Below are 25,048 nucleotides of genomic sequence, written 5' to 3'. Positions count from 1 at the left end.
GGACGAGCAGCGATGAGCCCCGCCGATGACGATCCGCAGCGCATCCTGATCGTCGACGACGAGCCCGCCGTGCGCGAGGCGCTGCGGCGCAGCCTCGCGTTCGAGGGATACGGCACCGAGGTGGCCGTCGACGGTCTCGACGCGCTCGCCAAGGCGGAGTCGTACGCCCCCGACCTCATCGTCCTGGACATCCAGATGCCCCGCATGGACGGCCTGACCGCCGCGCGCCGCATCCGCTCCACCGGCACCACCACGCCCATCCTGATGCTCACGGCCCGGGACACCGTCGGCGACCGCGTCACCGGACTCGACGCGGGCGCCGACGACTACCTGGTCAAGCCGTTCGAGCTGGACGAGCTGTTCGCCCGCATCCGGGCCCTGCTGCGCCGCAGCTCGTACGCGGCGGCCGCGGGCGGCCCCGCCGCCGACGACAACGTGCTCTCCTTCGCCGACCTTCGCATGGACCTCGCCACCCGCGAGGTCACCCGCGGCACCCGGCGCGTGGAGCTGACCCGTACCGAGTTCACCCTCCTGGAGATGTTCCTCGCGCACCCGCGCCAGGTGCTGACCCGCGAGCAGATCCTCAAGGCGGTGTGGGGCTTCGACTTCGAGCCGAGCTCCAACTCCCTGGACGTGTACGTGATGTACCTCCGCCGCAAGACGGAGGCCGGCGGCGAACCGCGCCTCGTCCACACCGTCCGGGGCGTGGGGTACGCGCTCCGCTCGGGCGGGGGTGACGGATGACGGGCCCCCTGCACCGCGTCCGCGCGCTGCCGCTCCGCTCCCGGCTGGCGTTGCTGGTCGCGACGGCGGTGGCGGTGGCGGTGGCGGCGGTGGCGGCGGCGTGCTGGTTCGTGACGAAGGCGCAGCTGGAGGAACAGCGGGATGCGACGTTGCGGGGCACGAGGGTCGACAACAACTACCTGAGCGACCTGTACGAGTACTGCGTCCGTACCAGCAAGCTTCCGCCCTCGCCCTACACCGGTCTCACCGTCCAGCTCATCGACGCCCAGGGGACCGCCTGCAGCGCCCCCGGCTCACCCGGACTGCCGGTGACCGAGGCCGATCTCGCGGTGGTCGGAGGCGACCGGCCCGGGCCGCTGCACACCGAGACCGACGCCGACGGTGTGAGGATGCGCGTCTTCACCTACCCGGTGACGGTGACGACGCCACGCGGGTCGGGCCCGGCCCAGCCTCGTACCGACCTCGGCGTGGCCATCGCCCGCCCCCTCAGCGAGATCGGCAGCCCCCTCTCCACACTGGCCTGGGTCCTCCTCCTCGTCTCCGGCATCGGCGTCATCGGCGCCGGCGCCGCCGGCCTCTGGGTCGCCCGCTCCGGTCTGCGCCCCGTCGACGAGCTCACCGAGGCCGTCGAGCACGTGGCCCGGACCGAGGACCTGACCGTCCGCATCCCGGTCGAGGGGGAGGACGAGATCGCGCGGCTGTCCCGGTCGTTCAACTCGATGACCGCCTCGCTGGCCACCTCCCGCGACCGGCAGGCCCAGCTCATCGCGGACGCGGGCCACGAGCTGCGCACCCCGCTCACCTCGCTCCGCACCAACGTGGAGCTGCTGGCCCGCAGCGACGAGACGGGCCGGGCGATCCCGCCGGACGACCGCAGGGCGCTGATGTCCTCGGTCAAGGCGCAGATGACGGAGCTGGCCGCGCTCATCGGCGACCTCCAGGAACTGGCCCGTCCGGACGCCGCCCAGCCGGGCCCGCTCCAGGTGGTGGCCCTGCACGACGTCACCCGCGCCGCACTCCGGCGCGCCCGGCTGCGGGGCCCCGAACTGACGGTCACGGAGGACCTGGCCCCCTGGTACGTACGGGCCGAACCGGCCGCGCTGGAACGGGCGATCGTCAACGTCCTGGACAACGCGGTGAAGTTCAGCCCGTCCGGGGGCACGATCGACGTGGTGCTGCACCGGGGCCGGCTGACGGTCCGGGACCACGGCCCCGGCATCCCCGCCGACGAACTCCCCCACGTCTTCGAACGCTTCTGGCGCTCCCCGTCCGCCCGCCAGCTCCCGGGCTCCGGCCTGGGCCTGTCGATCGTGGCCCGCACGGTCCACCAGTCGGGCGGCCACATCGCCCTGGCCCCGGCCCCGGGCGGGGGCACGGAAGCGTCGATCACCCTCCCGGGGGCGCCGCAGCCCCCGCCGGACGGGGGGCGGGAGTAACACCGCCCGAACCTCGCACCGCCTCCCTCGGAGTCGACGACCACGGGTGCGAATGTTTGGCGCGTTCGTTCTATACAAACGTATTGCGCGATCGATCCATACAGCCGTACAGTCACCGCCATGACACAGCAGACCGCACCCCGGGCCGCCCGTCGCACCCTCACCCTCGACGGCCGCCGCCTGTCCTGCCTCGACCACGGCCCCGCCACCGGCCGGCCGCTCCTCGCGCTGCACGGGCACCTCTCCGAGGGCTCGTCGTTCGACGGTCTGGCGGCCGCGCTCGGGCCAAAGTGGCGGGTCATCGCGCCCGACCAGCGCGGCCACGGCGACTCCGACCGGGCCGACGACTACAGCCGTGAGGGGTACGTGGCCGACCTCGTCGCCCTGCTCGGCGAGCTGGCGACCGGTCCGGTCGTCGCCCTCGGGCACTCGCTGGGCGGCGTCAACGCGCTGCACCTCGCGGCCGAGCGGCCGGACCTGGTGGCCGCGCTCGTCGACGTCGACTCGCCGGTCGACCTGCCCCACCAGGAACCCGGGCCGCTGGCGTTCCTCGCCGGGTTCCCGTACACCGCGCCGACGCGCGAGGAGCTGATCGCCGCCTGCGGTCCGGTGGGGCCGATGGTCGGGCCGCTGCTGCGCCCGCTGCCGGAGGGCGGCTGGCGGCTGCCGTTCCACCCGCGGGACACGCTCGAATCCGAGCGGCAGGTGCACGGCGACCACTGGGCGCAGTGGCTGGCGAGCACCTGCCCGGCCCTGGTGATCAACGGCCGCACGAGCCAGGCCCTGCCCGCCGAGCAGGCCGCCGCCATGGCCGCACGCCGGCCGCGCACCTCGCTGGTCACCCTGGAGACCGATCACTTCGTGCAGCTCCAGGACCCGGACGGGTTCGCGCGGGCGGTACGGGAGTTCCTCGCGGGACTGTGAGGGAGGGTCCTCACCCGGACACGCCCGCGAGGAGAGAAAGAGGGAGGGGCCGCGGGCCGGTCGAACCGGTCCGCGGCCCCTCCCCTCTGCCGCCCTGCTACCGCACGACCGTGATCCGGTCGGTCACCGGCGGGGCCAGCGGGGCCGAGGCCGAGGAGTGCGCGGCCAGGTAGGCGTTGAACAGGTCCAGGTCGGAGGCGCCGACCAGCTTGTCGGTGCCCTGGCCGAGCGCCGCGAAGCCGTCACCGCCGCCCGCCAGGAACTCGTTCATCGCGACGCGGTACGTCTTGCCCGGGTCGATCGCCTCGCCGTTCAGCCTGATCGTGTCGGCGACCACGCGGTCCGCGCCGGACTTCGTCAGGTCCAGCGTGTAGGTGAGACCCCTCGAGACCTGGAGGATCTTCGGGCTGGCCTCGTTCGCGCCGCTGACCTGCTGCTTGAGGGCGCTGACGAGCTGCGCGCCGGTCAGGTCGACGACGTTCATCATGTTGGTGAAGGGCTGCACGGTGAACGCCTCGCCGTACGTGACGACACCGTCGCCCTCACTGCCCGACGCCTTGTGCACCAGGTCCGCGCGGATGCCGCCCGGATTCATGAAGGCGACGACCGCACCGCCCTTGTCCGCCGGAGCCAGGCCCTCCAGCTGCGCGTCGGCGATCAGGTCGCCGAGCGGCTTCTCCAGGGCCGTGGAACCGCGGCCGTCGATGTCCGCGGAGATGTAGCCCTGCGGCCGGTTCGAGACCGGGGCCGCGAGGGTGTTCCAGCGGGCGATCAGGTCCGTCATGTCCTTGGCCGGCGTCTGGTCCCGGCCGACGAGGTGGTTCGCGGAGACCGGGTTCGACGGGGCGGAGCCGTGGTGCTTCGAGCCCGTCCTGTCGCTGCCCTCCACCGCCGTGCGCACGATGTCGCCGGTGCGGCGGTCGTACGTGAGGGTCGTGTCCGTGTACAGCCGGCCGAACGAGGCGGCCGACGTGACCAGGCGCGGGTTGCCCGCCGGGTCCGGGATCGTGCAGACGTACGCCTGGTGGGTGTGGCCCGTGACCAGGGCGTCCACCTTCGGCGTGATGCCCTTGGCGATGTCCGTGATCGGCCCGGAGATGCCGTCGCCGGCGCCCGGGCTGTCGCAGTCGTAGTCGTACGAGCCGGAGGCGGGCGCGCCGCCCTCGTGGATCAGGGCGACGATCGACTTCACACCCTGGCGGTCCAGCTCCTTGGCGTACTTGTTGATCGTCTCGACCTCGTCGTGGAACTTCAGGCCCTTGACGCCGTTGGCCGTCACGATGTTCGGCGTGCCCTCCAGGGTCACCCCGATGAAGCCGATCCTGACGCCGTTCTTCTTCCACACCGTGTACGGCTTGAGGACCGGCTTCCCGGTCTTCTCGGCCGTCACGTTGGCCGCCAGGTACGGGAAGTCGGCGCCCTGGAACTCCTTGCCCTTCTCGTAGCACCCCTCGACCGGGTGGCAGCCGCCGTTCTGGAGACGGCCCAGCTCGGTGGCCCCCTCGTCGAACTCGTGGTTGCCGACGCTCGTCACATCGAGGTCGATCTTGTTGAGCGCCTCGATGGTCGGCTCGTCGTGGAAGAGACCCGACAGCAGCGGGCTCGCGCCGACCATGTCACCGCCGGCCGCGGTGATCGAGTACGGGTGGCCCTCGCGGGCGGCGCGCAGCGAGGAGGCGAGGTACTCCACGCCGCCGGCCGGGATCGCCTTCGTCGTGCCGTCGGCCTGCGTCTGGGTGACCGTGCCGGCCGAGCCGGCCGGCGGCTCCAGGTTGCCGTGCAGGTCGTTGAAGGACAGCAGCTGTACGTCGACGGTCCGGGCCGGGGTGTGGTGCCCGTGGCCGTGGGCGCCTGCAGGCACGGCGGCGACGAGCGCGCCCACGGTGGCGAGACCGGCCGCGGCGGCGAGCACCCGCCGGGACGCGCGGTTCTTCTGCGGTGTCGCTGACATCGGTCCCCTTGTGAGTTCAGCGGGTGGTTCGAGTGCGCGTCCGAGGACGCGAGCCGCAGCCTAGGGTCAACGCGCGTAGCGCGACAGGTGTTTGGGGTTACGAACTGGTTGCCGACCGGTGGCGACGGGGGTGATTCACCCGTCCGGGGCCGCCCCCGCGCCCGCCCGGTGGCGGAGGACGGCACCCCGCGCCCGGGCCGGGCAAGCAACCACGGGCCCCCGGCCGCAGGCCCTTACGCTCGTACCATGACGACAGACGCACCCCTCCCCGCCCCCGGACGCGAGATCCAGACGCTCGACACCCTCTCCCCCGACCAGGCCGCGGCCGTGCTCGACCTGCTCGCCGAGGCCGCGCGGTCCGACGGCCGGCAGGCCGTGTCGGAGCAGGGCCGTCTTCAGCTGCGGGGCGGGGAGCGGGAAGGCGTACGGCACTTCCTGCTCTCCGCCGGGGGCGTGCTCGCCGGGTACGCGCAGCTGGAGGACACCGACCCCGTGGAGGCGCCGGCCGCCGAGCTGGTCGTCCACCCCTCGCACCGGGGCCACGGGCACGGCCGCGCGCTCGGGGCGGCCCTGCTCGCCGCCACCGGGAAGCGGCTGCGGGTGTGGGCGCACGGCGGAAAGGCCTCGGCGCGCCACCTGGCCCAGGTCCTCGGCCTGTCCCTGTTCCGGGAACTGCGCCAGCTGCGCCGCCCGTTGAACCCGCTGAACCTCGCCGAACCGGTCCTCCCCCCGGGCGTCACCGTCCGCACCTTCGTCCCGGGCGAGGACGACGCCGCCTGGCTCGCCGTGAACAGTGCGGCGTTCGCCCACCACCCCGAGCAGGGCTCGCTGACCCAGCGCGACCTGGACGACCGCAAGGCCGAACCCTGGTTCGACCCGAAGGGCTTCTTCCTGGCCGAGCGCGAGGACGGGGCGGGCGGAACCGAGCTGATCGGCTTCCACTGGACGAAGGTGCACGCCGAGGAGCGGCTCGGCGAGGTGTACGTGGTCGGCATCCGGCCCGACGCGCAGGGCGGCGGCCTCGGCAAGGCCCTCACCGCGATCGGGCTGCACCACCTGGCCGCCGAGGGCCTGCCGACCGCGATGCTCTACGTCGACGCGGACAACCCGGCCGCTCTCGCCGTGTACGAGCGCATGGGCTTCGTCACCCACGAGGTCGACCTGATGTACCGCACGGAGTCCTGACCATCCAACTCCCCCGGGGACGGCGCCGCTTGACGCCGTCCCTTCCTTACGCCACCCTTTCACTACTCAATTAGTGAAAGGGTGAAGATGGCAGAGTCCGCGGCAGTCGAGTTCCGCATCGACCGGCGCAGCGGCGTCGCCACCTACCTCCAGATCGTCCAGCAGACCAGACAGGCCCTGCGCCTGGGCCTGCTGGAGCCGGGCGACCGGCTGCCCACCGCCCGGGAGGTCGTCGAGGCCACCGCGATCAACCCCAACACCGTGCTCAAGGCCTACCGCGAGCTGGAACGCGAAGGGCTCGTCGAGGCCCGGCGCGGCCTCGGCACCTTCGTCACCCGGTCGCTCGGCGGCGCGGCGGCCGCCGACGACTCCCCGCTGCGCGCCGAACTCACCGCCTGGGCGGACCGGGCACGGGCCGCCGGACTCGAACGCGACGACGTGAGCGCGCTCTTCACCGCCGTACTGGACAGCACATTCGAGGGGGACCAGGACCGATGACAGGCACCGCGCTGGAGGCCGAAGGCCTCGGCATGAGATACCGGGGCCGCGGAGGCGGCTGGGCGCTGCGCGACTGCGCGTTCCGGCTGCCCGTCGGCGCCGTCTGCGCGCTCGTCGGCCCCAATGGCGCCGGCAAGTCCACCCTGCTCGCCCTGGCGGCGGGTTTCCTGCGGCCTGCCGAGGGAACGCTGCGGGTCCTGGGCTCGGCGCCCGGCGAGACGCGTGGCCTGATGGCGTACGTGGCCCAGGACAAGCCGCTCTACCCGCAGTTGACGGTCTCCGAAACGCTGTGGGCGGGCGCGGAGCTGAACCCGGACAGCTGGGACCGGGACGCGGCCGAACGCGTCGCCGGACCGCTGCCCTCCGGCGCGAAGGTCCGCGAGCTGTCCGGCGGCCAGCGCACCCGCCTCGCCCTCGCCCTCGCGCTCGGCAAGCGGGCCGAACTGCTGCTGCTCGACGAGCCGATGGCCGACCTCGACCCCCTCGCCCGCCACCAGCTGATGGGCGCCCTGATGGCCGAGGCCGCCGAGCACGGAACCACCATAGTGATGTCCTCGCACATCCTCGGCGAGCTGGAGGGCGTCTGCGACCACCTGCTCCTCGTCGACGGCGGCCGCGTCCGCCTCGGCGGCGAGACGGACGACCTGATCGCCGCGCACACGCTGCTCACCGGCCCCGTACGCGACCTCGCCCCGCACACGGTGGTGGAGTCCCGCACCACGGGCCGCGCCCTGACCGCGCTGATCCGCCCGGAGGGGCCGGTGGACACCGCCTGGGAGACGGCACAACCCTCCCTGGAGGAACTGCTGCTGGCCCACCTGCGCTCCCCGGACGCCCCCGCGCTGCTCACACCGAGCGCGACGGCACGTCAGGCGGTGGCCGCGTGAGCGCGACTGCCCTGCGGGGTCCGGCACGGGTCGTCGTACGGATGCAGCGAGGCTCGCTGTGGGCGGGCGGAGCGCTCGTGGTCCTGGGCGTCGCCGCGATCATCGGGCTCCGGATCTGGGTCGCCGCCTCGCCCGAGAACTGCGCCGACGGCGACACCACGCGCTGCGGCGACGGCACCTACCTGCCCACCTACGCCCGCAGCGCGACCCAGAGCTATCTGTCGGGCGGAGGCCTCGTCCTCCTGACGCTCTCCCTGCTCATCGGGGTCTTCGTCGCGGGCCCGCTGGTCGCCCGCGAACTGGAGAGCGGCGCGTTCCGCTTCGCCTGGGCCCAGTCCGTCCCGCCCGCCCGCTGGCTCGCGGCCCGGCTCGCCCTGCCCGCCGTCCTGGCGGCCGCGGGCGTGACGGTGATGGTGCTCGTCTACCGGTGGGGCAGGTCGGGTGTCCTCGTCGACGCGCCCGTCGAGCTCGCGTGGTTCGGCGACGGGACCTACCCCGCCCTCGGCCCGGTCGCTGTCGCCTACGCCCTGTTCGCCGTGGCCGTCGGCGCCCTGTGCGCCGTGCTCGTACGCCGCACCCTTCCGGCCATGGCCCTCACGGCCGTCGTCGTGGGCACGGTCATGTACGGCTTCGGCAAGCGCCGCTACGAGCTCTGGCCCACGGTCCGCGATCTCAGCCCCCTCGACTGGAAGAACGGTTCCTGGCCCATCGAGTCGGGCATGCTCACCTCTTCCGGCAAGGAGCTCTACTGGAAGGACTGCTTCACGCGGGACTCCGTGGGCCCGGACTGCCTGAGGGACCAGGGCGGGGTCACCGGCTTCGTCGACTACCACCCCGTCTCCCATTTCTGGCCCCTCCAGCTCATGGAGAGCTGCATCCTGCTCCTCCTCGCCGCAGCCGCCACCGCGCTCGCCTTCCGGGTGCTGCGCCGCTACCACGCCTGACGCTCTTCGAAACCTCGTCCGGGGTCCCGCCCCGGACGAGGCCCCACACACGGCCACCCACCGCTTCCCGCACGTCATGTCGTCGTAACCAGGCATTCAGACGCCCTTGCGACCCTCTGAGGATGCAGCCAGCTGTGCCGTCCCCCCGCAACGGCCGAAATCCCGGCAGAACGCGCCCCGACCGCGGCGTTCTCGCGATCTCGTCCTCCTCCGACGCGCCCCAGGAGCGCTCCGCGCGGAACAATGGGCTCATGAGCCAGCAGCCCAGCTCCGAGGTCCCGGTCCAGCCCGCCGTCCAGCCGTCCCTCGGCGCCCTCGCCGCACACCGGCCGCACGCCGTCGCCGCCTCCTCGTCGCAGGAGGCCGGTCTGTCCACCGCCGCCGATTTCGACCCCGACATCGACGCCGACGCCGACGCGTACGAACCCGACGTGGACGGCGACGAGCTGCCCCAGGGCCGGTTCCTGGACCGGGAACGCAGTTGGCTCGCGTTCAACGAACGCGTTCTGGAGCTGGCCGAGGACCCGGCCACGCCCCTGCTGGAGCGCGCCAACTTCCTGGCGATCTTCGCGTCCAACCTGGACGAGTTCTTCATGGTCCGGGTGGCCGGCCTCAAGCGCCGCATCGCGACCGGGGTCGCCAACCGGTCCGCGTCCGGTCTCCAGCCCCGCGAGGTGCTGGACCTGATCTGGACCCGCTCGCGCGAGCTCATGGCCCGGCACGCCGCCTGCTTCCAGCAGGACATCGCCCCCGCCCTGTCCGACGAGGGCATCCAGCTGATCCGCTGGCCGGAGCTGACCGAGAAGGAACAGGCCCGCCTGTTCACCTTCTTCCGCCAGCGCGTCTTCCCCGTCCTCACCCCCCTCGCCGTGGACCCGGCGCACCCCTTCCCGTACATCTCCGGCCTCTCGCTCAACCTCGCCGTCGTCGTACGCAACCCGGTCAGCGGCCACCGCCACTTCGCCCGGGTCAAGGTGCCGCCGCTGCTGACCCGCTTCCTGGAGGCGTCGCCGCAGCGCTACGTCCCCATAGAGGACGTCATCGCGGCCCACCTGGAGGAGCTGTTCCCGGGCATGGAGGTGCTGGCGCACCACATGTTCCGGGTCACCAGGAACGAGGACCTGGAGGTCGAGGAGGACGACGCCGAGAACCTCCTGAAGGCCCTGGAGAAGGAGCTCATGCGGCGCCGCTTCGGCCCGCCGGTCCGCCTGGAGGTCGAGGAGTCCATCGACCCGTACGTGCTGGACCTGCTGGTCCGCGAGCTGAAGGTGTCCGACGCCGAGGTCTACCCGCTGCCCGGACCGCTCGACCTCACCGGACTCTTCGGCGTGGCGTCGCTGGACCGGCCCGAGCTGAAGTACCCCAAGTTCATCGCCGGCACCCACCGCGACCTCGCCGAGGTGGAGTCCGCGTCCGCGCCGGACATCTTCGCGGCGGTGCGCGAGCGGGACGTGCTGCTGCACCACCCGTACGACTCCTTCTCCACCTCCGTGCAGGCGTTCCTGGAGCAGGCGGCGGGCGACCCGGACGTCCTCGCGATCAAGCAGACGCTGTACCGGACCTCGGGCGACTCGCCGATAGTGGACGCCCTCATCGACGCCGCCGAGTCCGGCAAGCAGGTCCTCGTCCTCGTCGAGATCAAGGCCCGCTTCGACGAGCAGGCCAACATCAAGTGGGCGCGCAAGCTGGAGGAGGCCGGCTGCCACGTCGTCTACGGCCTCGTCGGCCTGAAGACCCACTGCAAGCTCTCCCTCGTCGTCCGCCAGGAGGGCGACACCCTGCGCCGCTACTCGCACGTCGGCACCGGCAACTACCACCCGAAGACGGCCCGGCTCTACGAGGACCTCGGCCTGCTCACCGCCGACCCGCAGGTGGGCGCCGACCTCTCCGACCTCTTCAACCGGCTCTCCGGCTACTCCCGCCGCGAGACCTACCGCCGCCTGCTCGTCGCCCCCAGGTCGCTCCGCGACGGCCTGGTCGCCCGCATCACCAAGGAAGTGACCCACCACCGGGCCGGCCGCCCCGCCTACGTACGGATCAAGGTCAACTCGATGGTCGACGAGGCGATCATCGACGCCTGCTACCGGGCCGCCCAGGCCGGCGTCCCCGTCGACATCTGGGTGCGCGGCATCTGCGCGATCCGGCCCGGCGTCGCCGGCCTCTCCGAGAACATCCGGGTCCGCTCGATCCTCGGCCGCTTCCTCGAACACTCCCGGGTCTTCGCCTTCGGCAACGGCGGCGAGCCCGAAGTCTGGTTCGGCAGCGCCGACATGATGCACCGAAACCTCGACCGCCGCATCGAGGCCCTGGTCCGGGTCACCGACCCCGCCCACCGCGCCGCGCTCAGCCGCCTCCTGGAGACCGGCATGGCCGACACCACCGCCTCCTGGCACCTGGGCCCCGACGGCAACTGGACCCGGCACTCCGCGGACGCGGACGGCAAGCCCCTGCGGCACGTACAGGAAATGCTCATTGACGCCCGGAGGCGCCGGCGTGCGACGCCCTGACCACCAGACCCAGGCCGCCGCCCCGGCCCACGCGCCCGGCATCACCGGCGTGAGCGCGGGGGCGGTACTCGGCCCCTACCTGCGCAGCCAGGCAGCGGACTTCCTGCGGAGCCTGCGCCTGCACCGCGAGAACACCGCACCCACGGACGCCGGTTCCCCCGCCGCCGAACAGGGCGCCGCCGCGCTGCGCCGCTCCTGCCGCCGGATCGGCGGCGCCCTGCACACCTTCCGCACCGCGCTCGACCCCCTCTGGGCCGAGCAGCTGTGCACCGAGCTGTCCTGGCTGTCCGGCACCCTGGCCCGCGAGCACGCGTACGGGGACCGGCTGGCCCGGCTCCTCGAAGCGCTGCACGGGCTGTCCGGCGACACCCCGCTCCCGGCCGCCCGGACCTCCGGCGACGCCACCGGCAAGGGCCGCCCCGTCCTCGGCGTCGGCGCCGCCCGCGCCGGCGCGCTGCTGGAGCGGCAGCTCACCCTGGCCCGGACCCGCGCCCACTCCGCCGCCCTCCAGGCCCTCGGCTCCGCCCGCTTCCACGCCGTGGCCGACGCGGTCGCGCTCCTCGCCTCCGAGGTCCCGCTCTCCCCCGCCGCGACCGGCCCCGCCCATGAGCTGCTGGGCGAGCCCGCGGACCGGGCGGAGCAGCGGCTGCTCGGAGCGGTGGCCGCGCTGCCGTCGGACGAGTCGGCGGAGCCGTACAACGAGGGGCACGACGCGTTCTGGCACCAGACCCGGCTGCTGCTCCGGCTGCACCGGTACGCCCACGAGGTGGTGCACGGCACCCCCGACCCGGTCCTGGCCGCCCCGGGCCACGCCCTCGATCTGCACCGGGACGCGGCGGAGGCGGCCGGCGCGGCGGCCACGGCCGCCCGCACGCCGAGGATCGCGCCCGCGACCGCGTACGCCCTCGGCGTGCTGCACGCCGACCAGCGCCACGAGGTGGAGGCGGCGCGCGCGGTGTTCCGCGAGAGCTGGCCGTACGCGACGACCGCGGCGGCGATCCGGCCGTGACCGGGGCGGTGGGCACCACGGTGCGGGCGGCGGGCTGCGTCCTGTGGCGCCGCCCGCCCGCGTCCGCCGAGGGCGTGGAGCTGTGCCTCGTACACCGGCCGCGTTACGACGACTGGTCGTTCCCCAAGGGCAAGCTGAAGCGCGGCGAGTCCCTGCGGGAGGCGGCGGTCCGCGAGGTCCTGGAGGAGACGGGCCACCACTGTGTGCCCGGGGTCGCGCTGCCCATGGTCCGGTACGTCGCCCACGGCCGCCCGAAGGAGGTCACGTACTGGTCCGCCGAGGCCACGGCGGGCTCCTTCGTCCCGAACCGCGAGGTGGACGCCGTGCTGTGGCTGCCGCCGGCGGCCGCCCGGGCCCGCCTGACGCAGCCCCGCGACCGCGACGTCCTGGACGCGGCGCTGAAGACGCTGCCGGAGGGCCCCGGGCCGTCCGGCGCCTGAGAACGGGACCGACGCGAACGTCCCGGCCACCCACGCGCGGGGCCGGAACCTGGCCGCCCGACACGGTTCACCCCCCGTTCACCCACCCCCGCAGACCACGTCACCTGTTCTGCCTAATTTCAGACCTACCGGGTGCAGCACCTCAGCCACTGCACCACCCGCGTCGCACGCCGCCCGTAGCAGCAGCCGCGGCGGCTCCTGGAAGGAACACCCGAAAGTGAAGCTTCAGCGCAAGAACCGGCTTCGTGCCACCGCGCTCGGTGCCCTCGCCGTCTCCGGCGCCCTGGTCCTCACGGCGTGCGGTTCGGACGACAACAGCGGCGAGACCTCCGCCACCGGCGGTACGACGAAGGCCGCGTCCAACGTCAAGTGCGACGGCGCCAAGGGCCAGCTGCGCGCCTCCGGCTCCAGCGCGCAGAAGAACGCCATGGACCTCTGGGTCAAGGAGTACATGGCCGCCTGCTCCGGCGTGGAGATCAACTACAACTCCTCCTCGTCCGGCGAGGGCATCGTCGCCTTCAACCAGGGCACCGTCGGCTTCGCCGGCTCCGACTCGGCGCTGAAGCCCGAGGAGGTCGCCGAGTCCAAGAAGATCTGCAAGACCGGCCAGGGCATCAACCTCCCGATGGTCGGCGGCCCGATCGCGATCGGCTTCCACCTCGACGGTGTCGACAGCCTGACGCTGGACGCCCCCACCCTCGCCAAGATCTTCGACACGAAGATCAAGAAGTGGAACGACGAGGCGATCGCCAAGCTCAACCCCGACGCCAAGCTGCCGGACAAGGCGATCCAGCCCTTCCACCGCTCCGAGGACTCCGGCACCACGCAGAACCTGGGCAAGTACCTGGGTGCCGCCGCCCCGCAGGACTGGAAGTACGAGGCCGAGAAGAAGTGGCCGGCCCCCGGTGGCCAGGCCGCGTCCGGCTCCTCCGGCGTCGCCTCCACGGTCAAGCAGGTCGACGGCTCGATCGGCTACTTCGAGCTGTCCTACGCCACCTCGCAGCAGATCTCCACGGTCGACATCGACACCGGCGGCTCCGCCCCGGTCAAGGCGTCCTCCGAGAACGCCTCCAAGGCCATCGCCGCCGCCAAGGTCAAGGGCACCGGCAAGGACCTGGCGCTCGACCTCGACTACACCACCAAGGCCGACGGCGCCTACCCGCTGGTCCTGGTCACGTACGAGGTCGTCTGCGACACCGGCAACAAGGCCGAGACCCTCGGCACCGTCAAGTCCTTCCTGACCTACACCGCCTCGGCGGACGGCCAGAAGCTCCTCACCGAGGCCGGTTACGCCCCGATCCCCGAGGAGATCAACGCCAAGGTCCGCGAGACCGTCGCCGGCCTCTCGTAACCAGCGGTACGTCACACAGCGACCGGCGGCCGGTCCGGAACACCCTCCGGACCGGCCCGCCCCCCAGCCCCTCCGGTGCACCGCCGCCAGGGGAGCCCCGGCTCCCCCACACAGACCGGAAAGACCATGGCTTCCACCACACCACAGATACAGACCCCACCGGCCGGGCCCTCCCGCCCCCGGTCCACGGGCCACGCCGGCGACCGGATCTTCCTCGGCCTCTCGCGCGGCTCCGGCATCCTGCTCCTGGTGCTCATGGCGTCGATCGCCGTGTTCCTCAGCTACCGCGCCGCGGTCGCCATCTCCAAGGACGAGGGCAACTTCCTCACCACCTTCGACTGGAACCCGGCCGGTGACCCGCCCGTCTTCGGCATCGCCGTCCTCCTCTTCGGGACCGTCGTCAGCTCCGTCATCGCGATGGTCATCGCGGTCCCGGTCGCCGTCGGCATCGCCCTGTTCATCTCGCACTACGCCCCCCGCAAGCTGGCCGGCCCGATCGCGTACGTCATCGACCTGCTCGCCGCGGTCCCCAGCATCGTCTACGGCATCTGGGGCGCCCTCGTCCTCGTGCCGTACCTGGAGGGGCTGAACCTCTGGCTCGACCAGTTCTTCGGCTGGACCTACGTCTTCGAGAAGACCGAGATCGGCGTCGCCCGCTCGCTGTTCACCGTCGGCATCCTGCTCGCGGTCATGATCCTGCCGATCGTGACCAGCGTCAGCCGCGAGGTCTTCCTCCAGGTCCCCCGGATGAACGAGGAGGCCGCCCTCGCCCTCGGCGCCACGCGCTGGGAGGTCATCCGGCTCTCGGTGCTGCCGTTCGGCCGCTCCGGCGTGATCTCCGCATCGATGCTGGGCCTGGGCCGCGCGCTCGGCGAGACGATGGCCGTCGCCACGGTCCTGTCGCCGAGCTTCCTGATCTCGATGCACGTGCTCAACCCGGGCGGCGGGACGTTCGCCCAGAACATCGCGGCGAAGTTCGGCGAGGCCGACGCGTTCGGGCGGGACGCCCTGATCGCCTCCGGCCTGGTCCTCTTCGTCCTCACCCTGCTGGTCAACGGCGCGGCGCGGCTCATCATCGCCCGCCGCAAGGAGTACTCGGGGGCCAACGCATGACCCACGCCACCACCACCGGCGTCCAGGACCTCCCGACGCCCGCACCGACCGCCCCGAGGGCCGGCCTCAGCACCCGGTCCCTGCCCCGCCTCGCCCCCCTCGGCTTCGCCGTCGTCGCGATCGCCCTGGGCGTCGGCCTCAGCCTCGTCGCCGGCTGGCAGAGCCGCGTGCAGTGGGGCCTGATCTCCGCGCTGTTCTTCCTGGTGATCTCGTACGTCACCACCAGCGTCGTCGAGAACCAGCGCCAGGCCAGGGACCGCCTCGCCACCAGCCTGGTCTGGGTGTGCTTCCTGCTCGCCGTCGTCCCGCTCGCCTCACTGCTCTGGACCACCATCAGCCGGGGCTCCGAGCGCCTGGACGGCTACTTCCTGACCCACTCGATGGCCGGTGTCCTCGGGCCCGAGGCCAGCGGCGGTGTCTACCACGCGCTGATCGGCACCCTGGAACAGGTCGGCATCGCCACCCTGATCTCCGCCCCGCTCGGCCTGCTCACCGCCGTCTACCTGGTGGAGTACGGCAAGGGCGCGCTGGCCAGGGCCGTCACCTTCTTCGTCGACGTCATGACCGGCATCCCGTCGATCGTGGCCGGGCTCTTCATCCTGTCGATCATGCTGATCGCTGGCCTCGAACCGTCCGGCCTGATGGGCGCGCTCGCCCTGACGATCCTGATGATCCCGGTCGTGGTCCGCTCCACCGAGGAGATGCTCAAGCTCGTCCCGAACGAGCTCCGCGAGGCCTCCCTCGCCCTCGGCATCCCGAAGTGGCGCACGATCCTGAAGGTGGTCCTGCCGACCGCGATCGGCGGCATCGCGACCGGCGTCATGCTCGCCGTCGCCCGTATCGCCGGCGAGACCGCGCCGATCATCCTGCTGGTCTTCGGCAGTCAGCTGATCAACACCAACCCCTTCGAAGGCGCCCAGTCGTCACTGCCGTTCTACATCTACGAGCAGTACAAGATCGGTGAGACCGCGTCCTACGACCGCGCCTGGGCGGCGGCCCTGGTCCTGATCGCCTTCGTCATGATCCTCAATCTGGTGGCCCGCGGCATCGCCCGCTGGAAGGCCCCCAAGGCCGGCCGATAGGGCCAGCGGAAAGCAGCAGTGATTCAGATGGCCAAGCGCATAGACGTCAGCGGACTGTCGGCCTACTACGGCAGCCACAAGGCGATCGACGACATCTCCATGACCGTGGAACCCCGCTCGGTGACCGCCTTCATCGGCCCCTCCGGCTGCGGCAAGTCCACCTTCCTGCGCACCCTGAACCGGATGCACGAGGTCACCCCCGGCGGCCGCGTCGAGGGCAAGGTGCTCCTGGACGACGAGAACCTGTACGGGGCCGGCGTCGACCCGGTCACCGTGCGCCGCACGGTCGGCATGGTCTTCCAGCGCCCGAACCCGTTCCCCACCATGTCGATCTTCGACAACGTGGCGGCGGGCCTGCGCCTCAACGGCTCGTACCGCAAGAACGCCCTGAACGACATCGTCGAGAAGTCGCTGCGCGGCGCGAACCTGTGGAACGAGGTCAAGGACCGGCTGAACAAGCCCGGCTCCGGCCTCTCCGGCGGTCAGCAGCAGCGCCTGTGCATCGCCCGCGCCATCGCGGTCGAGCCGGACGTGCTGCTGATGGACGAGCCGTGCTCCGCCCTCGACCCGATCTCCACCCTCGCCATCGAGGACCTGGTCGGCGAGCTGAAGCAGCGGTTCACGATCGTCATCGTGACGCACAACATGCAGCAGGCGGCCCGCGTCTCGGACCGCACGGCGTTCTTCAACCTGGAGGCGGTCGGCAGGCCCGGCAAGCTGATCGAGATCGACGAGACGGAACGCATCTTCTCCAACCCGTCGGTCCAGGCCACCGAGGACTACATCTCCGGCCGCTTCGGCTGATCCGCCCGGTCCCCCGTACGGCCTTGGGGTGCTGCATGGCGGTGCCACCACAAGGCGAAGGGTCCGCCCCGCGCTCCGTGAGGAGAGCGGGGCGGACCCACATCGACGCGTGGCGGGCGTCAGCCGAAGATCAGGTACACGACCCCGTAACTCGCGGCGGCGACCAGCGCCGCGGCCGGCATCGTGATGAACCACCCGAGGATGATGTTCTTCGCGACACCCCACCGCACCGCGTTCACCCGCTTCGTGGCCCCCACACCCATGATCGCCGAGGTGATCACATGGGTCGTGGAGATCGGCGCGTGGAAGAGGAACGCCGAACCGAACATGATCGACGCACCCGTCGTCTCGGCGGCGAAGCCCTGCGGCGGGTCCAGCTCGATGATCTTCCGGCCGAGCGTACGCATGATGCGCCAGCCGCCCGCGTACGTGCCCAGCGACAGCATCAGCGCGCAGACGAGCTTCACCCAGACCGGGATCGGGTCGCTCGGGGACTCGACGTCGGCGATGACCAGGGCCATCACCACGATGCCCATCGTCTTCTGCGCGTCCTGCAGACCGTGCCCGAGCGCCATGCCCGCCGCGGAGACCGTCTGCGCGATGCGGAAACCGCGCTTGGCCTTGTGCGGGTTGGCCTTCCGGAACATCCACATGATGGCGACCATCACCAGATAACCGACCACCAGGCCGATCAGCGGGGACAGGAACATCGGGATGACGATCTTGTCGAGCACCCCGTCCCAGTGCACCATCGTCCCGCCGGCCAGCGCCGCGCCGACCATGCCGCCGAACAGGGCGTGCGAGGACGACGAGGGCAGGCCGAAGTACCAGGTGACGAGGTTCCAGATGACCGCGCCGACGAGCGCGGCGAAGAGGATGCCCATCCCCTTGTTGCCCTCGGGCGTCGCGATCAGGCCCTCACTGACGGTCTTGGCGACCCCGCTGCCGAGGAACGCGCCCGCGAGGTTCATCACCGCCGCCATCGCCAGCGCCGCACGCGGGGTCAGCGCACGGGTGGAGACCGACGTGGCGATCGCGTTCGCCGAGTCGTGGAAGCCGTTGGTGTACGTGAAGCCGAGCGCGACGCCGATGGTCACGATCAGTACGAAGGTGTCCACGTGGTTCAGGACTCCTTGACCGCGATGGTCTCCACCGTGTTCGCGACGTGCTCGAACGCGTCGGCAGCCTCTTCCAGCACATCCACGATCTGCTTCAGCTTCAGCACCTCTATGGCGTCGTACTTGCCGTTGAAGAGCTGGGCGAGCAGCTTGCGGTGGATCTGGTCGGCCTGGTTCTCCAGACGGTTGACCTCGATCCAGTACTCGGTGAGGTTGTCCATGGTGCGCAGACCCGGCATGGCCTCGGCGGTCAGTTCGGCCGCCCGCGCCAGGACCTCGATCTGCTGCTCCACACCCTTGGGAAGCTCCTCGACCTGGTACAGCACGACCAGGTCGACGGCCTCCTCCATGAAGTCCATGATGTCGTCGAGCGACGACGCGAGGTTGTAAATGTCCTCACGGTCGAAGGGCGTAATGAAGGAGGAGTTCAGCTGGTGGAAGATCGCGTGGGTGGCATCGTCCCCCGCGTGCTCCGCTGCCCGCATGCGCTCCGCGATCTCGGCCCGGGAGGACGAATCCGCCCCGAGCAGTTCCATCAGGAGTTTCGAGCCCGTGACGATGTTGTCCGCGGACGCGGAGAACATGTCGTAGAAGCTCGTCTCCCTGGGGGTCAGACGAAAGCGCACGTGGGGTCCTCGGGGTGCTTTGGATTCGGTCAGGCTGATGCTAGGCGCATCATCCGGCCACGGCTAACCGGCATTCTTCAGTGTCGCGCATCAGGCACAGTGATCAGCACGGGACCCCGGTCACGTTTCAGTTGAATTCGTTAGGATATACCCACCAGGGGTATGTGAACAGCAGGGTAAAGGGAAAACGGGAGGCAGCAATGACGACCACCGAGGCCACGGGAACGCATCCCGCACCGGACGCGGCGCCCGGCGCGGCCCCCGTCGAGGCGATCGTGACCGACCACGACCGCGGAATACACGGCTACCACCACCAGAAGAGCGAGCACCTCAAGCGCCTGCGCCGCATCGAGGGCCAGATCCGCGGCCTCCAGCGCATGGTCGACGAGGACGTCTACTGCATCGACATACTCACCCAGGTCTCGGCGTCCACCAAGGCGCTCCAGTCCTTCGCGCTCCAGCTCCTGGAGGAGCACCTGCGCCACTGCGTCGCCGACGCGGCCGTCAAGGGCGGCGCCGAGGTCGACGCGAAGGTCGAGGAGGCCACCAAGGCCATCGCCCGCCTGCTGCGCACCTGATCCCTGCCCGTCAGCCCTGGTGGTGGCCCTGCCGGGGGACGGTGGTGCGGTCGGTGCTCACCTTCACATCGAGCACCTCGTCGATACGGTCCGCGCTGAGCCGTTCCCCGATCGCCGCCGACGCCGCGATCATCAACTCCCCGCACAGCTCGATCTCGGCGAGCGCCACATGGTCCGATACGACCGGGGCCCCGAGCGTCACCACGTCACTCACCTCTCACTGCCGTCACCGGCTTTCCAGGGTAGAGAGCCCGATACGCACCGCGCATGGCACGGACGGACCATTTCGCCGCCACCGGGGGGCTAGGGCATGTGGGCGGCCCGGGGGGCCCGGGATTCACCTCACGCCCGCCCCTGCTCGATCTCACCGGTGTAGATGTCCCGCTCGTCCGGCAGCCGTACGGTGACCGGCACGCCGAACCCGTACAGGAGCGTCGTCGAGACCACCTCGGCCGCCGGGCCCTCGTTGGCGAAGCTGAACCGGTGGCGCACCTTGCGCAGCCGGCCCTCCTCGTCCAGATACGCGTCGAACGGCACGGCCCGTGCGCGCAACCCTTCCGCCGCCGCCGCCAGCGACGCCCGCGAACCGGGGGCCGCGAGCCGCGCCGCCCGGCCGAGGTCGGCCGTCCCCCGGTAGTGCCGCACGGTCACCCCGGCCAGCTCCGTCTCGCCCACATACGTCACGGCCGCCGCGCCACGCAGCAGTTCGGCGGCGGCCAGCGGGTCGGTCACCCCGCCGGTGACCAGATTGCCGTCCTTCAGCGCCGTCGTGTCGATCCGCACCCACTTGTCCGCGGGCACCCCGGCCCCCCGGTTCATCATGTAGAGGGCGCCGGGGACCAGCAGCTCCGTGATCGGCCGGTGCTCCTTCTCGCCCGCCACGTCCGACGGCAGCACGACCTTCAGCCGGCCGGACCCGGCGCGGAAGTCGTACGCCCCCGTGCCCCTGATCGTGACCAGGGTGCCGCCGGCCGCCGTCTCCATCGACGTACTCACCTCGGCGCTCGAGACGCCCTCCCCGGCGAGCACCACCGCCGCCCGCCGCACCACCTCGACGGCCCCGTCCCGGGCGTCCGCCGCGGCGGCGGCCCGGTCCGCGCCTCCGTCACCGGCGCACCCGGCGGCCGCCGCCATCACGCCCGCCACGGCGAGGGCACGCACGGCGCGCACCCCGCCTCCCGCCCTGTGCTGCTGCACCACCATCGCCTGCCCATCCCCAACGCCGTACCGCTTGCCCGAGGCCCTGCCCGCCTCGCTTAACGACAGCCCCTGGCGGCTGTAACGTCCTTGGGCCCGATTGGCACCGCATGGGCCCTGCGGCCCGTTCCCCGGTTCACCGCGGCCCTCCCGGCCGGGCCGCCGCGACCAGTGGTCCTGCCCACCCGGCCGTCCCAGAGCCACGGCCCCGACAGCCGCCTGGACATTCGTCCTGCCCGTGCCCGCCCGGCCGTCCCCGGTACACGGGCGCCGGCCCGCGGAGCTCTTCCGGCCGACCGCCCCGGTCCCGTCCCCTCCCCGCCCGGAACCGCGCCCCTTCGCACCTTCGTACGCCCCTCCCCGACAGGCCGCCCCGGCCAGTACCGTGGTCGCGTGTACGACCAACACCCCGCCGAGGCCCCGCCGGTCCCGCCCGCCCATGAACCCACCACCGTCGAACGCGGCTCGTTCTGCACCGCCCGCTGCGCCTGCGGCTGGTCGGGACCCGCCCGCCGGTCCCGCGACCGGGCCCGCTCGGACGCCGAGGAACACCGCACCACGGCCTGACCACCGGCCCTCCCTTCCTCCTCTCACCACCCCGGAGGTCCGATGAGCCCGCCGAACCGGCGCGCCCTCCTCGCAGCGGGCGCCGCCGTCCTCGCCGGTGCCACCGCAACCGCGTGCGACGCCACCGACCCGGCGGCCCCGGCCCCCGGCCCCGCCCCGGCCTCCCCGACCGCCTCCTCCCCTTCCTCCCCCTCCCCCACCAGGTCCGCCTCCGCCGGACCGGCGGACTGGCCCGCACTGGCCAAGAGCCTCGACGGAACACTGATCAGGCCCGGTGACGCGGCCTATCCGACCGCCCGTCAGCTCTACAACACCCGCTTCGACGGCCAGAGACCGGCCGCGGTCGCCTACGTCCGGCACGAGGACGACGTCCGCGAGTGCCTGGCCTTCGCCCGCCGCGCCTCCTTACCGGTCGCGATCCGCAGCGGCGGCCACTCGTACGCCGGCTGGTCGAGCGGCGACGGCCGGCTGGTCATTGACGTTTCGTCACTCTCGCGCGTGGAAGGGGACGGCACGATCGGCGCGGGCGCCAAGCTCCTCGACGTCTACGAGGGCCTCGCCGCGGACGGCGTCATGATCCCGGGCGGCTCCTGCCCGACGGTCGGCATCTCCGGCCTCACCCTCGGCGGCGGCCATGGCGTCGCCGCCCGCGCCTACGGTTTGACCTGCGACAACCTCACCGCCGCCACCATCGTCACCGCCGACGGCAGCACGGTGACCGCCGACAGCAAACGCAACCCCGACCTCTTCTGGGCGCTGCGCGGCGCGGGCAACGGCAACTTCGGCGTCGTCACGGAGCTCCGCTTCCGTACCCGCCCCGCCCCACAGACCGTCACCGCCTACATGTCCTGGCCGTGGTCGCTCGCCCGGAACGTCGTCACCGCCTGGCAGGAGTGGGGCCCGGACCAGCCGGACGAGATCTGGTCCGCCGCACACCTCGCGGCCGGCCCCGGCGGCAGCGACCCGACGGTCTCGGTCTCGGCGTTCGGCCTCGGTACCTACGAGGACCTGCAGAACGCCGTCGACCGCCTCGCCGACCGCATCGGCGCCTCCGCCACCTCGGTCTCGCTGCGCCGCCGCGACTACCGGGAGGCGATGCTCGTGTACGCCGGCTGCTCGGGCATCACGGACGCGCAGTGCCACCTCCCGGGCACCACACCCGGCCGCACCTCACAGGGCGCCCTCCAGCGCGAGACGTACGCCGCCGCCTCCGACTTCTACGACCGCTCGCTGTCCCCGGCGGGCGTATCGGCCCTGCTCACCGCGGTCCAGGCGTTCACCCGGCTCGATCCGGGCCAGGGGGGCGGCGGTTCGGTCGCGCTGACCGCGCTGGGCGGGGCGGTGAACCGGGTCGACCCGCAGGCCACGGCGTTCGTCCACCGCCGCTCCCGGATGCTCGCCCAGTACATCGGCGCCTGGCGCCCCGGCACACCGGGCACCGCCCAGCAGAACTGGCTGAAAGACGCCCACGCGGCGATGCGCCCGTACGCCTCCGGGGCGGCGTACCAGAACTACCCGGACCCGTCCCTGACCAACTGGCGCGAGGCGTACTACGGCTCGGCGGCAACGCGCCTGGAGCAGGTGAAGAAGCGGTACGACCCGGAGGGGCTGTTCTCGTACCCGCAGGGTCTGTAAGAGGGCTCGCGGACTCGCGGGGGGGTGCGCCGGGGACGGGACCGGGACAGGGCCGGGGTGAGAGCGGGGGACGGGACCGGGGCGAGCGCGGGCCGGGGTGGGCGGAGGGCCGACGCGGACGGGGGCCGACGCGGGCCCGGGAAACACCGGTGCCCCGGAGGCCGATGGCTTCCGGGGCACGCGGGGTTGCCGGTCTCCGGCCGCGTCAGGCCGCGAGACCCTTCTCCCCGTCGGAGCCGCCGCCGCGCGAACCGGGCCGGGGCTCGGGGATGCCGAGCGCCTCGGCCTGGCCGCCGGAGGCCGCGGCCCGGGGCCGGCGCGAACGGACGAGCGGGCCGAGACGGGAGGACCGGGAGACGGCCGCCACCAGGGGCGTCAGCAACATCATGGCGAGAGGGGCGAGGAGCAGCGCCACGGCCGTGCCGAGGGCGAAGCCGCCGATGACGTCGGTCGGGTAGTGGACGCCCATGTAGACCCGGCAGAAGCCCTCCAGCAGGGCGAGCCCGATGGCCGCGATGCCGAACTTCCGGTGGGCCACGAAGAGCCCGACACCGAGCGCCATCGCCATCGTGGCGTGGTCGCTGACGAACGAGAAGTCGTTCTTCCCGTCGACCAGGACATCGAGACCCGAGTGGTCCTTGAACGGCCGCGGCCGTTCCACGAATCCGCGGATCGGAATGTTGATGAGCAACGCGACACCGGCCGCGAGGGGGGCCCAGACGAGCCCGGCCACCGCCGACACCGACTCCTCGGCCGTGCCGCGCCGGCGGACACTCCACCAGCACCACAGGACCACGAGGACCATGCCGAACATGATCCCGAACTCTCCGACGAACTCCATGACCCGGTCGAACCAGGTGGGAGCGGACTTGGCGAGCCCGTTGATGTCGTAGAGCAGGCTGACGTCGGGGTTCGACCCATCCAGTGCGAGTCCAGCCATCTGCTGCGGCCCCTTGTCTTGTCTGCTGCGTCGGCACACGTCCCTGTGCGCCGCCTTCACGAACCCCCGTGTATTCGGTTCGTACACGTCGATCATTCACGCGCCCACCAGAGAACGACGTGCCCCGCGCGTACGTTCCACTCTCCACCGAATGATCACCATGACGTTATCGAAGAGTGACACAACGTCGCAGTTCAGGGCCCTGGCTTCACGGAGAGTTCCAGCCACCGGCACACGGAGGTCAGACCGCGGGTCGCGTGGTGGGCAGGGCCGCGGCCCCGTCCTTGGTCACGCGCGTGGCGCCGAAGTAATCCGGCGTGTCGATCCTGTCGAACCGAATGACCGCCCCAGTGTACGGAGCATTGATCATGTACCCGCCTCCGACGTAGAGACCGACGTGATGAATGGCACGGGAATTGGTCAGATCGTCGGAGAAGAACACCAGGTCCCCGGGGAGTAGTTCGTCACGGGAAGGATGCGGCCCCGCGTTGTACTGGTCGTTCGCCACCCGGGGCAGCTCGATGTCCACGGAGCGGTACGCGGCCTGGGTCAGCCCGGAACAGTCGAACCGCCCACCCTGCTCGGGAGTGCCGTTCCCGCCCCACAGGTACTTGGTGCCGAGCTTCTTCTGCGCGAAGTAGATGGCCCCGGCCGCCTGCTGGGAGGGCTGCACACGCCCGACGGGCCGGGCGAAGCTCTTCTCCAGGGAACGGATGATCTTGACGTAGTTCTCGGTCTCGGCGATGTCCGGTACACCGCCCGACTTGATCACGCGGTACGCCCCGGCGTTGTAGGCGGCGAGCATGTTGTCCGTGGGGTCGCCGGGCACCTTCTTCACGTACCCGGCGAGCTCGCAGTCGTACGACGCGGCGGACGGGATGGCGTCGGCCGGGTCCCACACGTCCCGGTCCCCGTCCCCGTCCCCGTCGATGCCGTGCCCGGCCCAGGTCCCGGGGATGAACTGAGCGATGCCCTGCGCGGCGGCGGGGCTCTCGGCGCGCGGGTTCCAGCCGCTCTCCTGGTAGAGCTGGGCGGCGAGGAGGGCGGGGTTGATGGCGGAGCAGAGGTTCCCCCACTTCTGCACGAGCCCCTGGTACTTGGCCGGCACGGCCCCCTTGGCCAACGCGACGGCCCCTCCGCCCCCACCCCCGACGAGCCCGGCGGCAGCGGAGTACGTACCGACGACGAGCAACGCCACGAAACACGCGACGGCCCCGACCCCGACCCCTGCGGCCAACCAGAATCTACGCACCCGTCAACCATCCCCTATCGGGGCACGGTTCGGGGGTGTTTTCGACGGTGTGTACGAGTCAGGAGGGCGCACGATCAGCGCGCGCGGCGCTCAGGGGGCGCCGGAGGACCAGAAGTCGTCGCGGACGTTGGGACGGGGCAACGGGTAGACCCCTTCGTAGGAGGGCCCGTTGGGCGGAGTCGAGGACTCCGCCACCTCGGACCTCTCCACGCAGGGACTGTCCACCTCGAAGAAGGCTTGTCCACCCCCAAAAATGAGGC

24 protein-coding genes are annotated in these 25,048 nt (G+C 71.8%); 17 read left to right on the top strand and 7 right to left on the bottom strand.

What is annotated here, in order from left to right; all coding sequences use genetic code 11:
* Window positions 1–12: 12 nt before the first annotated feature.
* From ABZ564_RS11135 to ABZ564_RS11125, 3 genes are all read left to right on the top strand, one after another.
* On the top strand, window positions 13–744 hold the full coding sequence (locus ABZ564_RS11135) for a response regulator transcription factor (RefSeq protein ID WP_360853161.1): 732 nt from the start codon (window positions 13–15) through the stop codon (window positions 742–744).
* Complete coding sequence (locus ABZ564_RS11130) at window positions 741–2,180, top strand: HAMP domain-containing sensor histidine kinase (RefSeq protein ID WP_360853158.1); 1,440 nt, start codon at window positions 741–743, stop codon at window positions 2,178–2,180. The genes ABZ564_RS11135 and ABZ564_RS11130 overlap by 4 nt, the downstream gene beginning before the upstream one ends.
* A 120-nt stretch (window positions 2,181–2,300) precedes the next feature.
* A complete protein-coding gene (locus tag ABZ564_RS11125; protein ID WP_360853155.1) occupies window positions 2,301–3,104 on the top strand; it encodes an alpha/beta hydrolase in 804 nt (267 codons plus the stop codon).
* 97 nt (window positions 3,105–3,201) lie between these two features.
* Here ABZ564_RS11125 and ABZ564_RS11120 read toward each other — a convergent pair whose 3' ends face one another.
* A complete protein-coding gene (locus ABZ564_RS11120) occupies window positions 3,202–5,055 on the bottom strand; it encodes a 5'-nucleotidase C-terminal domain-containing protein (protein ID WP_360853152.1) in 1,854 nt (617 codons plus the stop codon).
* Between the two features lie 246 nt (window positions 5,056–5,301).
* On the opposite strand from ABZ564_RS11120, the gene mshD reads away from it, so the two are divergent.
* The 11 genes from mshD to pstB all read left to right on the top strand — a co-directional run bounded on the left by mshD (window position 5,302) and on the right by pstB (window position 16,875).
* Window positions 5,302–6,240, top strand: a complete 939-nt coding sequence (gene mshD, locus ABZ564_RS11115; protein ID WP_360853149.1) for a mycothiol synthase — start codon at window positions 5,302–5,304, stop codon at window positions 6,238–6,240.
* Window positions 6,241–6,327: 87 nt separating this feature from the next.
* Window positions 6,328–6,738, top strand: a complete 411-nt coding sequence (locus ABZ564_RS11110; RefSeq protein ID WP_360853146.1) for a GntR family transcriptional regulator — start codon at window positions 6,328–6,330, stop codon at window positions 6,736–6,738.
* A complete protein-coding gene (locus ABZ564_RS11105) occupies window positions 6,735–7,625 on the top strand; it encodes an ABC transporter ATP-binding protein (protein WP_360853143.1) in 891 nt (296 codons plus the stop codon). Before ABZ564_RS11110 ends, ABZ564_RS11105 begins: the two co-directional genes overlap by 4 nt.
* Window positions 7,622–8,569, top strand: coding sequence for an ABC transporter permease (locus ABZ564_RS11100; RefSeq protein WP_360853140.1), 948 nt, complete (start codon window positions 7,622–7,624; stop codon window positions 8,567–8,569). The genes ABZ564_RS11105 and ABZ564_RS11100 overlap by 4 nt, the downstream gene beginning before the upstream one ends.
* Before the next feature lie 251 nt (window positions 8,570–8,820).
* The gene (locus tag ABZ564_RS11095; RefSeq protein WP_360853136.1) at window positions 8,821–11,076 is read left to right on the top strand and encodes an RNA degradosome polyphosphate kinase; all 2,256 of its coding nucleotides are present in this window, start codon (window positions 8,821–8,823) and stop codon (window positions 11,074–11,076) included.
* Entirely contained in the window at window positions 11,063–12,085 is a 1,023-nt protein-coding gene (locus ABZ564_RS11090; RefSeq protein WP_360853133.1) for a CHAD domain-containing protein, read from the top strand. The genes ABZ564_RS11095 and ABZ564_RS11090 overlap by 14 nt, the downstream gene beginning before the upstream one ends.
* An 8-nt stretch (window positions 12,086–12,093) precedes the next feature.
* A complete protein-coding gene (locus tag ABZ564_RS11085) occupies window positions 12,094–12,525 on the top strand; it encodes an NUDIX hydrolase (RefSeq protein WP_360853483.1) in 432 nt (143 codons plus the stop codon).
* A gap of 217 nt (window positions 12,526–12,742) precedes the next feature.
* Window positions 12,743–13,876 (top strand): phosphate ABC transporter substrate-binding protein PstS, encoded by a 1,134-nt coding sequence (pstS, locus tag ABZ564_RS11080; protein WP_360853130.1) that lies wholly within the window; start codon window positions 12,743–12,745, stop codon window positions 13,874–13,876.
* A gap of 126 nt (window positions 13,877–14,002) precedes the next feature.
* Window positions 14,003–14,989, top strand: coding sequence for a phosphate ABC transporter permease subunit PstC (pstC, locus tag ABZ564_RS11075; RefSeq protein WP_360853127.1), 987 nt, complete (start codon window positions 14,003–14,005; stop codon window positions 14,987–14,989).
* Window positions 14,986–16,071 carry a phosphate ABC transporter permease PstA gene (gene pstA, locus ABZ564_RS11070; protein ID WP_360853124.1) on the top strand — a complete coding sequence of 362 codons (1,086 nt, stop codon included), beginning with the start codon at window positions 14,986–14,988 and terminating at the stop codon, window positions 16,069–16,071. The genes pstC and pstA overlap by 4 nt, the downstream gene beginning before the upstream one ends.
* A gap of 27 nt (window positions 16,072–16,098) precedes the next feature.
* Complete coding sequence (gene pstB, locus ABZ564_RS11065; protein WP_360853121.1) at window positions 16,099–16,875, top strand: phosphate ABC transporter ATP-binding protein PstB; 777 nt, start codon at window positions 16,099–16,101, stop codon at window positions 16,873–16,875.
* Window positions 16,876–16,994: 119 nt separating this feature from the next.
* On the opposite strand, the gene ABZ564_RS11060 is transcribed toward pstB, so the two are convergent.
* Both ABZ564_RS11060 and ABZ564_RS11055 read right to left on the bottom strand, forming a co-directional pair.
* On the bottom strand, window positions 16,995–17,993 hold the full coding sequence (locus ABZ564_RS11060) for an inorganic phosphate transporter (protein WP_360853118.1): 999 nt from the start codon (window positions 17,991–17,993) through the stop codon (window positions 16,995–16,997).
* A 5-nt stretch (window positions 17,994–17,998) separates the two neighbouring features.
* Complete coding sequence (locus ABZ564_RS11055; protein ID WP_360853115.1) at window positions 17,999–18,619, bottom strand: DUF47 family protein; 621 nt, start codon at window positions 18,617–18,619, stop codon at window positions 17,999–18,001.
* Window positions 18,620–18,819: 200 nt separating this feature from the next.
* Between ABZ564_RS11055 and ABZ564_RS11050 the strand changes: the two genes are divergently transcribed.
* Window positions 18,820–19,197 carry a metal-sensitive transcriptional regulator gene (locus tag ABZ564_RS11050; RefSeq protein WP_360853112.1) on the top strand — a complete coding sequence of 126 codons (378 nt, stop codon included), beginning with the start codon at window positions 18,820–18,822 and terminating at the stop codon, window positions 19,195–19,197.
* A gap of 10 nt (window positions 19,198–19,207) precedes the next feature.
* Here ABZ564_RS11050 and ABZ564_RS11045 read toward each other — a convergent pair whose 3' ends face one another.
* Window positions 19,208–19,402, bottom strand: a complete 195-nt coding sequence (locus ABZ564_RS11045; RefSeq protein ID WP_360853109.1) for a hypothetical protein — start codon at window positions 19,400–19,402, stop codon at window positions 19,208–19,210.
* A 137-nt stretch (window positions 19,403–19,539) separates the two neighbouring features.
* The gene (locus ABZ564_RS11040; RefSeq protein WP_360853106.1) at window positions 19,540–20,400 is read right to left on the bottom strand and encodes a hypothetical protein; all 861 of its coding nucleotides are present in this window, start codon (window positions 20,398–20,400) and stop codon (window positions 19,540–19,542) included.
* Between the two features lie 387 nt (window positions 20,401–20,787).
* Between ABZ564_RS11040 and ABZ564_RS11035 the strand changes: the two genes are divergently transcribed.
* Both ABZ564_RS11035 and ABZ564_RS11030 read left to right on the top strand, forming a co-directional pair.
* Window positions 20,788–20,961, top strand: coding sequence for a hypothetical protein (locus ABZ564_RS11035; protein ID WP_360853103.1), 174 nt, complete (start codon window positions 20,788–20,790; stop codon window positions 20,959–20,961).
* 42 nt (window positions 20,962–21,003) lie between these two features.
* Window positions 21,004–22,596, top strand: coding sequence for an FAD-binding oxidoreductase (locus tag ABZ564_RS11030; RefSeq protein ID WP_360853100.1), 1,593 nt, complete (start codon window positions 21,004–21,006; stop codon window positions 22,594–22,596).
* A gap of 205 nt (window positions 22,597–22,801) precedes the next feature.
* On the opposite strand, the gene ABZ564_RS11025 is transcribed toward ABZ564_RS11030, so the two are convergent.
* Together ABZ564_RS11025 and ABZ564_RS11020 are read right to left on the bottom strand one after the other, a co-directional pair.
* Window positions 22,802–23,536, bottom strand: coding sequence for a phosphatase PAP2 family protein (locus tag ABZ564_RS11025; RefSeq protein ID WP_360853097.1), 735 nt, complete (start codon window positions 23,534–23,536; stop codon window positions 22,802–22,804).
* A gap of 241 nt (window positions 23,537–23,777) precedes the next feature.
* Window positions 23,778–24,773 (bottom strand): bifunctional lytic transglycosylase/C40 family peptidase, encoded by a 996-nt coding sequence (locus ABZ564_RS11020; protein WP_360853480.1) that lies wholly within the window; start codon window positions 24,771–24,773, stop codon window positions 23,778–23,780.
* Between the last annotated feature and the right edge of the window lie 275 nt (window positions 24,774–25,048).

This window comes from Streptomyces sp. NPDC019224 (assembly GCF_040632605.1).
Classification (GTDB): Bacteria; Actinomycetota; Actinomycetes; order Streptomycetales; family Streptomycetaceae; genus Streptomyces.
This window is presented reverse-complemented; position numbering and strand designations above follow the sequence as displayed.

Excerpts from the sequence above, each read along its gene's own strand:
- ABZ564_RS11135 (WP_360853161.1), top strand. The coding sequence starts at position 13 with ATGAGCCCCGCCGATGACGATCCGCAGCGCATCCTGATCGTCGACGAC.
- ABZ564_RS11130 (WP_360853158.1), top strand. The coding sequence starts at position 741 with ATGACGGGCCCCCTGCACCGCGTCCGCGCGCTGCCGCTCCGCTCCCGG.
- ABZ564_RS11125 (WP_360853155.1), top strand. The coding sequence starts at position 2,301 with ATGACACAGCAGACCGCACCCCGGGCCGCCCGTCGCACCCTCACCCTC.
- ABZ564_RS11120 (WP_360853152.1), bottom strand. The coding sequence starts at position 5,055 with ATGTCAGCGACACCGCAGAAGAACCGCGCGTCCCGGCGGGTGCTCGCC.
- mshD (WP_360853149.1), top strand. The coding sequence starts at position 5,302 with ATGACGACAGACGCACCCCTCCCCGCCCCCGGACGCGAGATCCAGACG.
- ABZ564_RS11110 (WP_360853146.1), top strand. The coding sequence starts at position 6,328 with ATGGCAGAGTCCGCGGCAGTCGAGTTCCGCATCGACCGGCGCAGCGGC.
- ABZ564_RS11105 (WP_360853143.1), top strand. The coding sequence starts at position 6,735 with ATGACAGGCACCGCGCTGGAGGCCGAAGGCCTCGGCATGAGATACCGG.
- ABZ564_RS11095 (WP_360853136.1), top strand. The coding sequence starts at position 8,821 with ATGAGCCAGCAGCCCAGCTCCGAGGTCCCGGTCCAGCCCGCCGTCCAG.
- pstC (WP_360853127.1), top strand. The coding sequence starts at position 14,003 with ATGGCTTCCACCACACCACAGATACAGACCCCACCGGCCGGGCCCTCC.
- pstA (WP_360853124.1), top strand. The coding sequence starts at position 14,986 with ATGACCCACGCCACCACCACCGGCGTCCAGGACCTCCCGACGCCCGCA.
- pstB (WP_360853121.1), top strand. The coding sequence starts at position 16,099 with ATGGCCAAGCGCATAGACGTCAGCGGACTGTCGGCCTACTACGGCAGC.
- ABZ564_RS11050 (WP_360853112.1), top strand. The coding sequence starts at position 18,820 with ATGACGACCACCGAGGCCACGGGAACGCATCCCGCACCGGACGCGGCG.
- ABZ564_RS11040 (WP_360853106.1), bottom strand. The coding sequence starts at position 20,400 with ATGGTGGTGCAGCAGCACAGGGCGGGAGGCGGGGTGCGCGCCGTGCGT.
- ABZ564_RS11030 (WP_360853100.1), top strand. The coding sequence starts at position 21,004 with ATGAGCCCGCCGAACCGGCGCGCCCTCCTCGCAGCGGGCGCCGCCGTC.
- ABZ564_RS11025 (WP_360853097.1), bottom strand. The coding sequence starts at position 23,536 with ATGGCTGGACTCGCACTGGATGGGTCGAACCCCGACGTCAGCCTGCTC.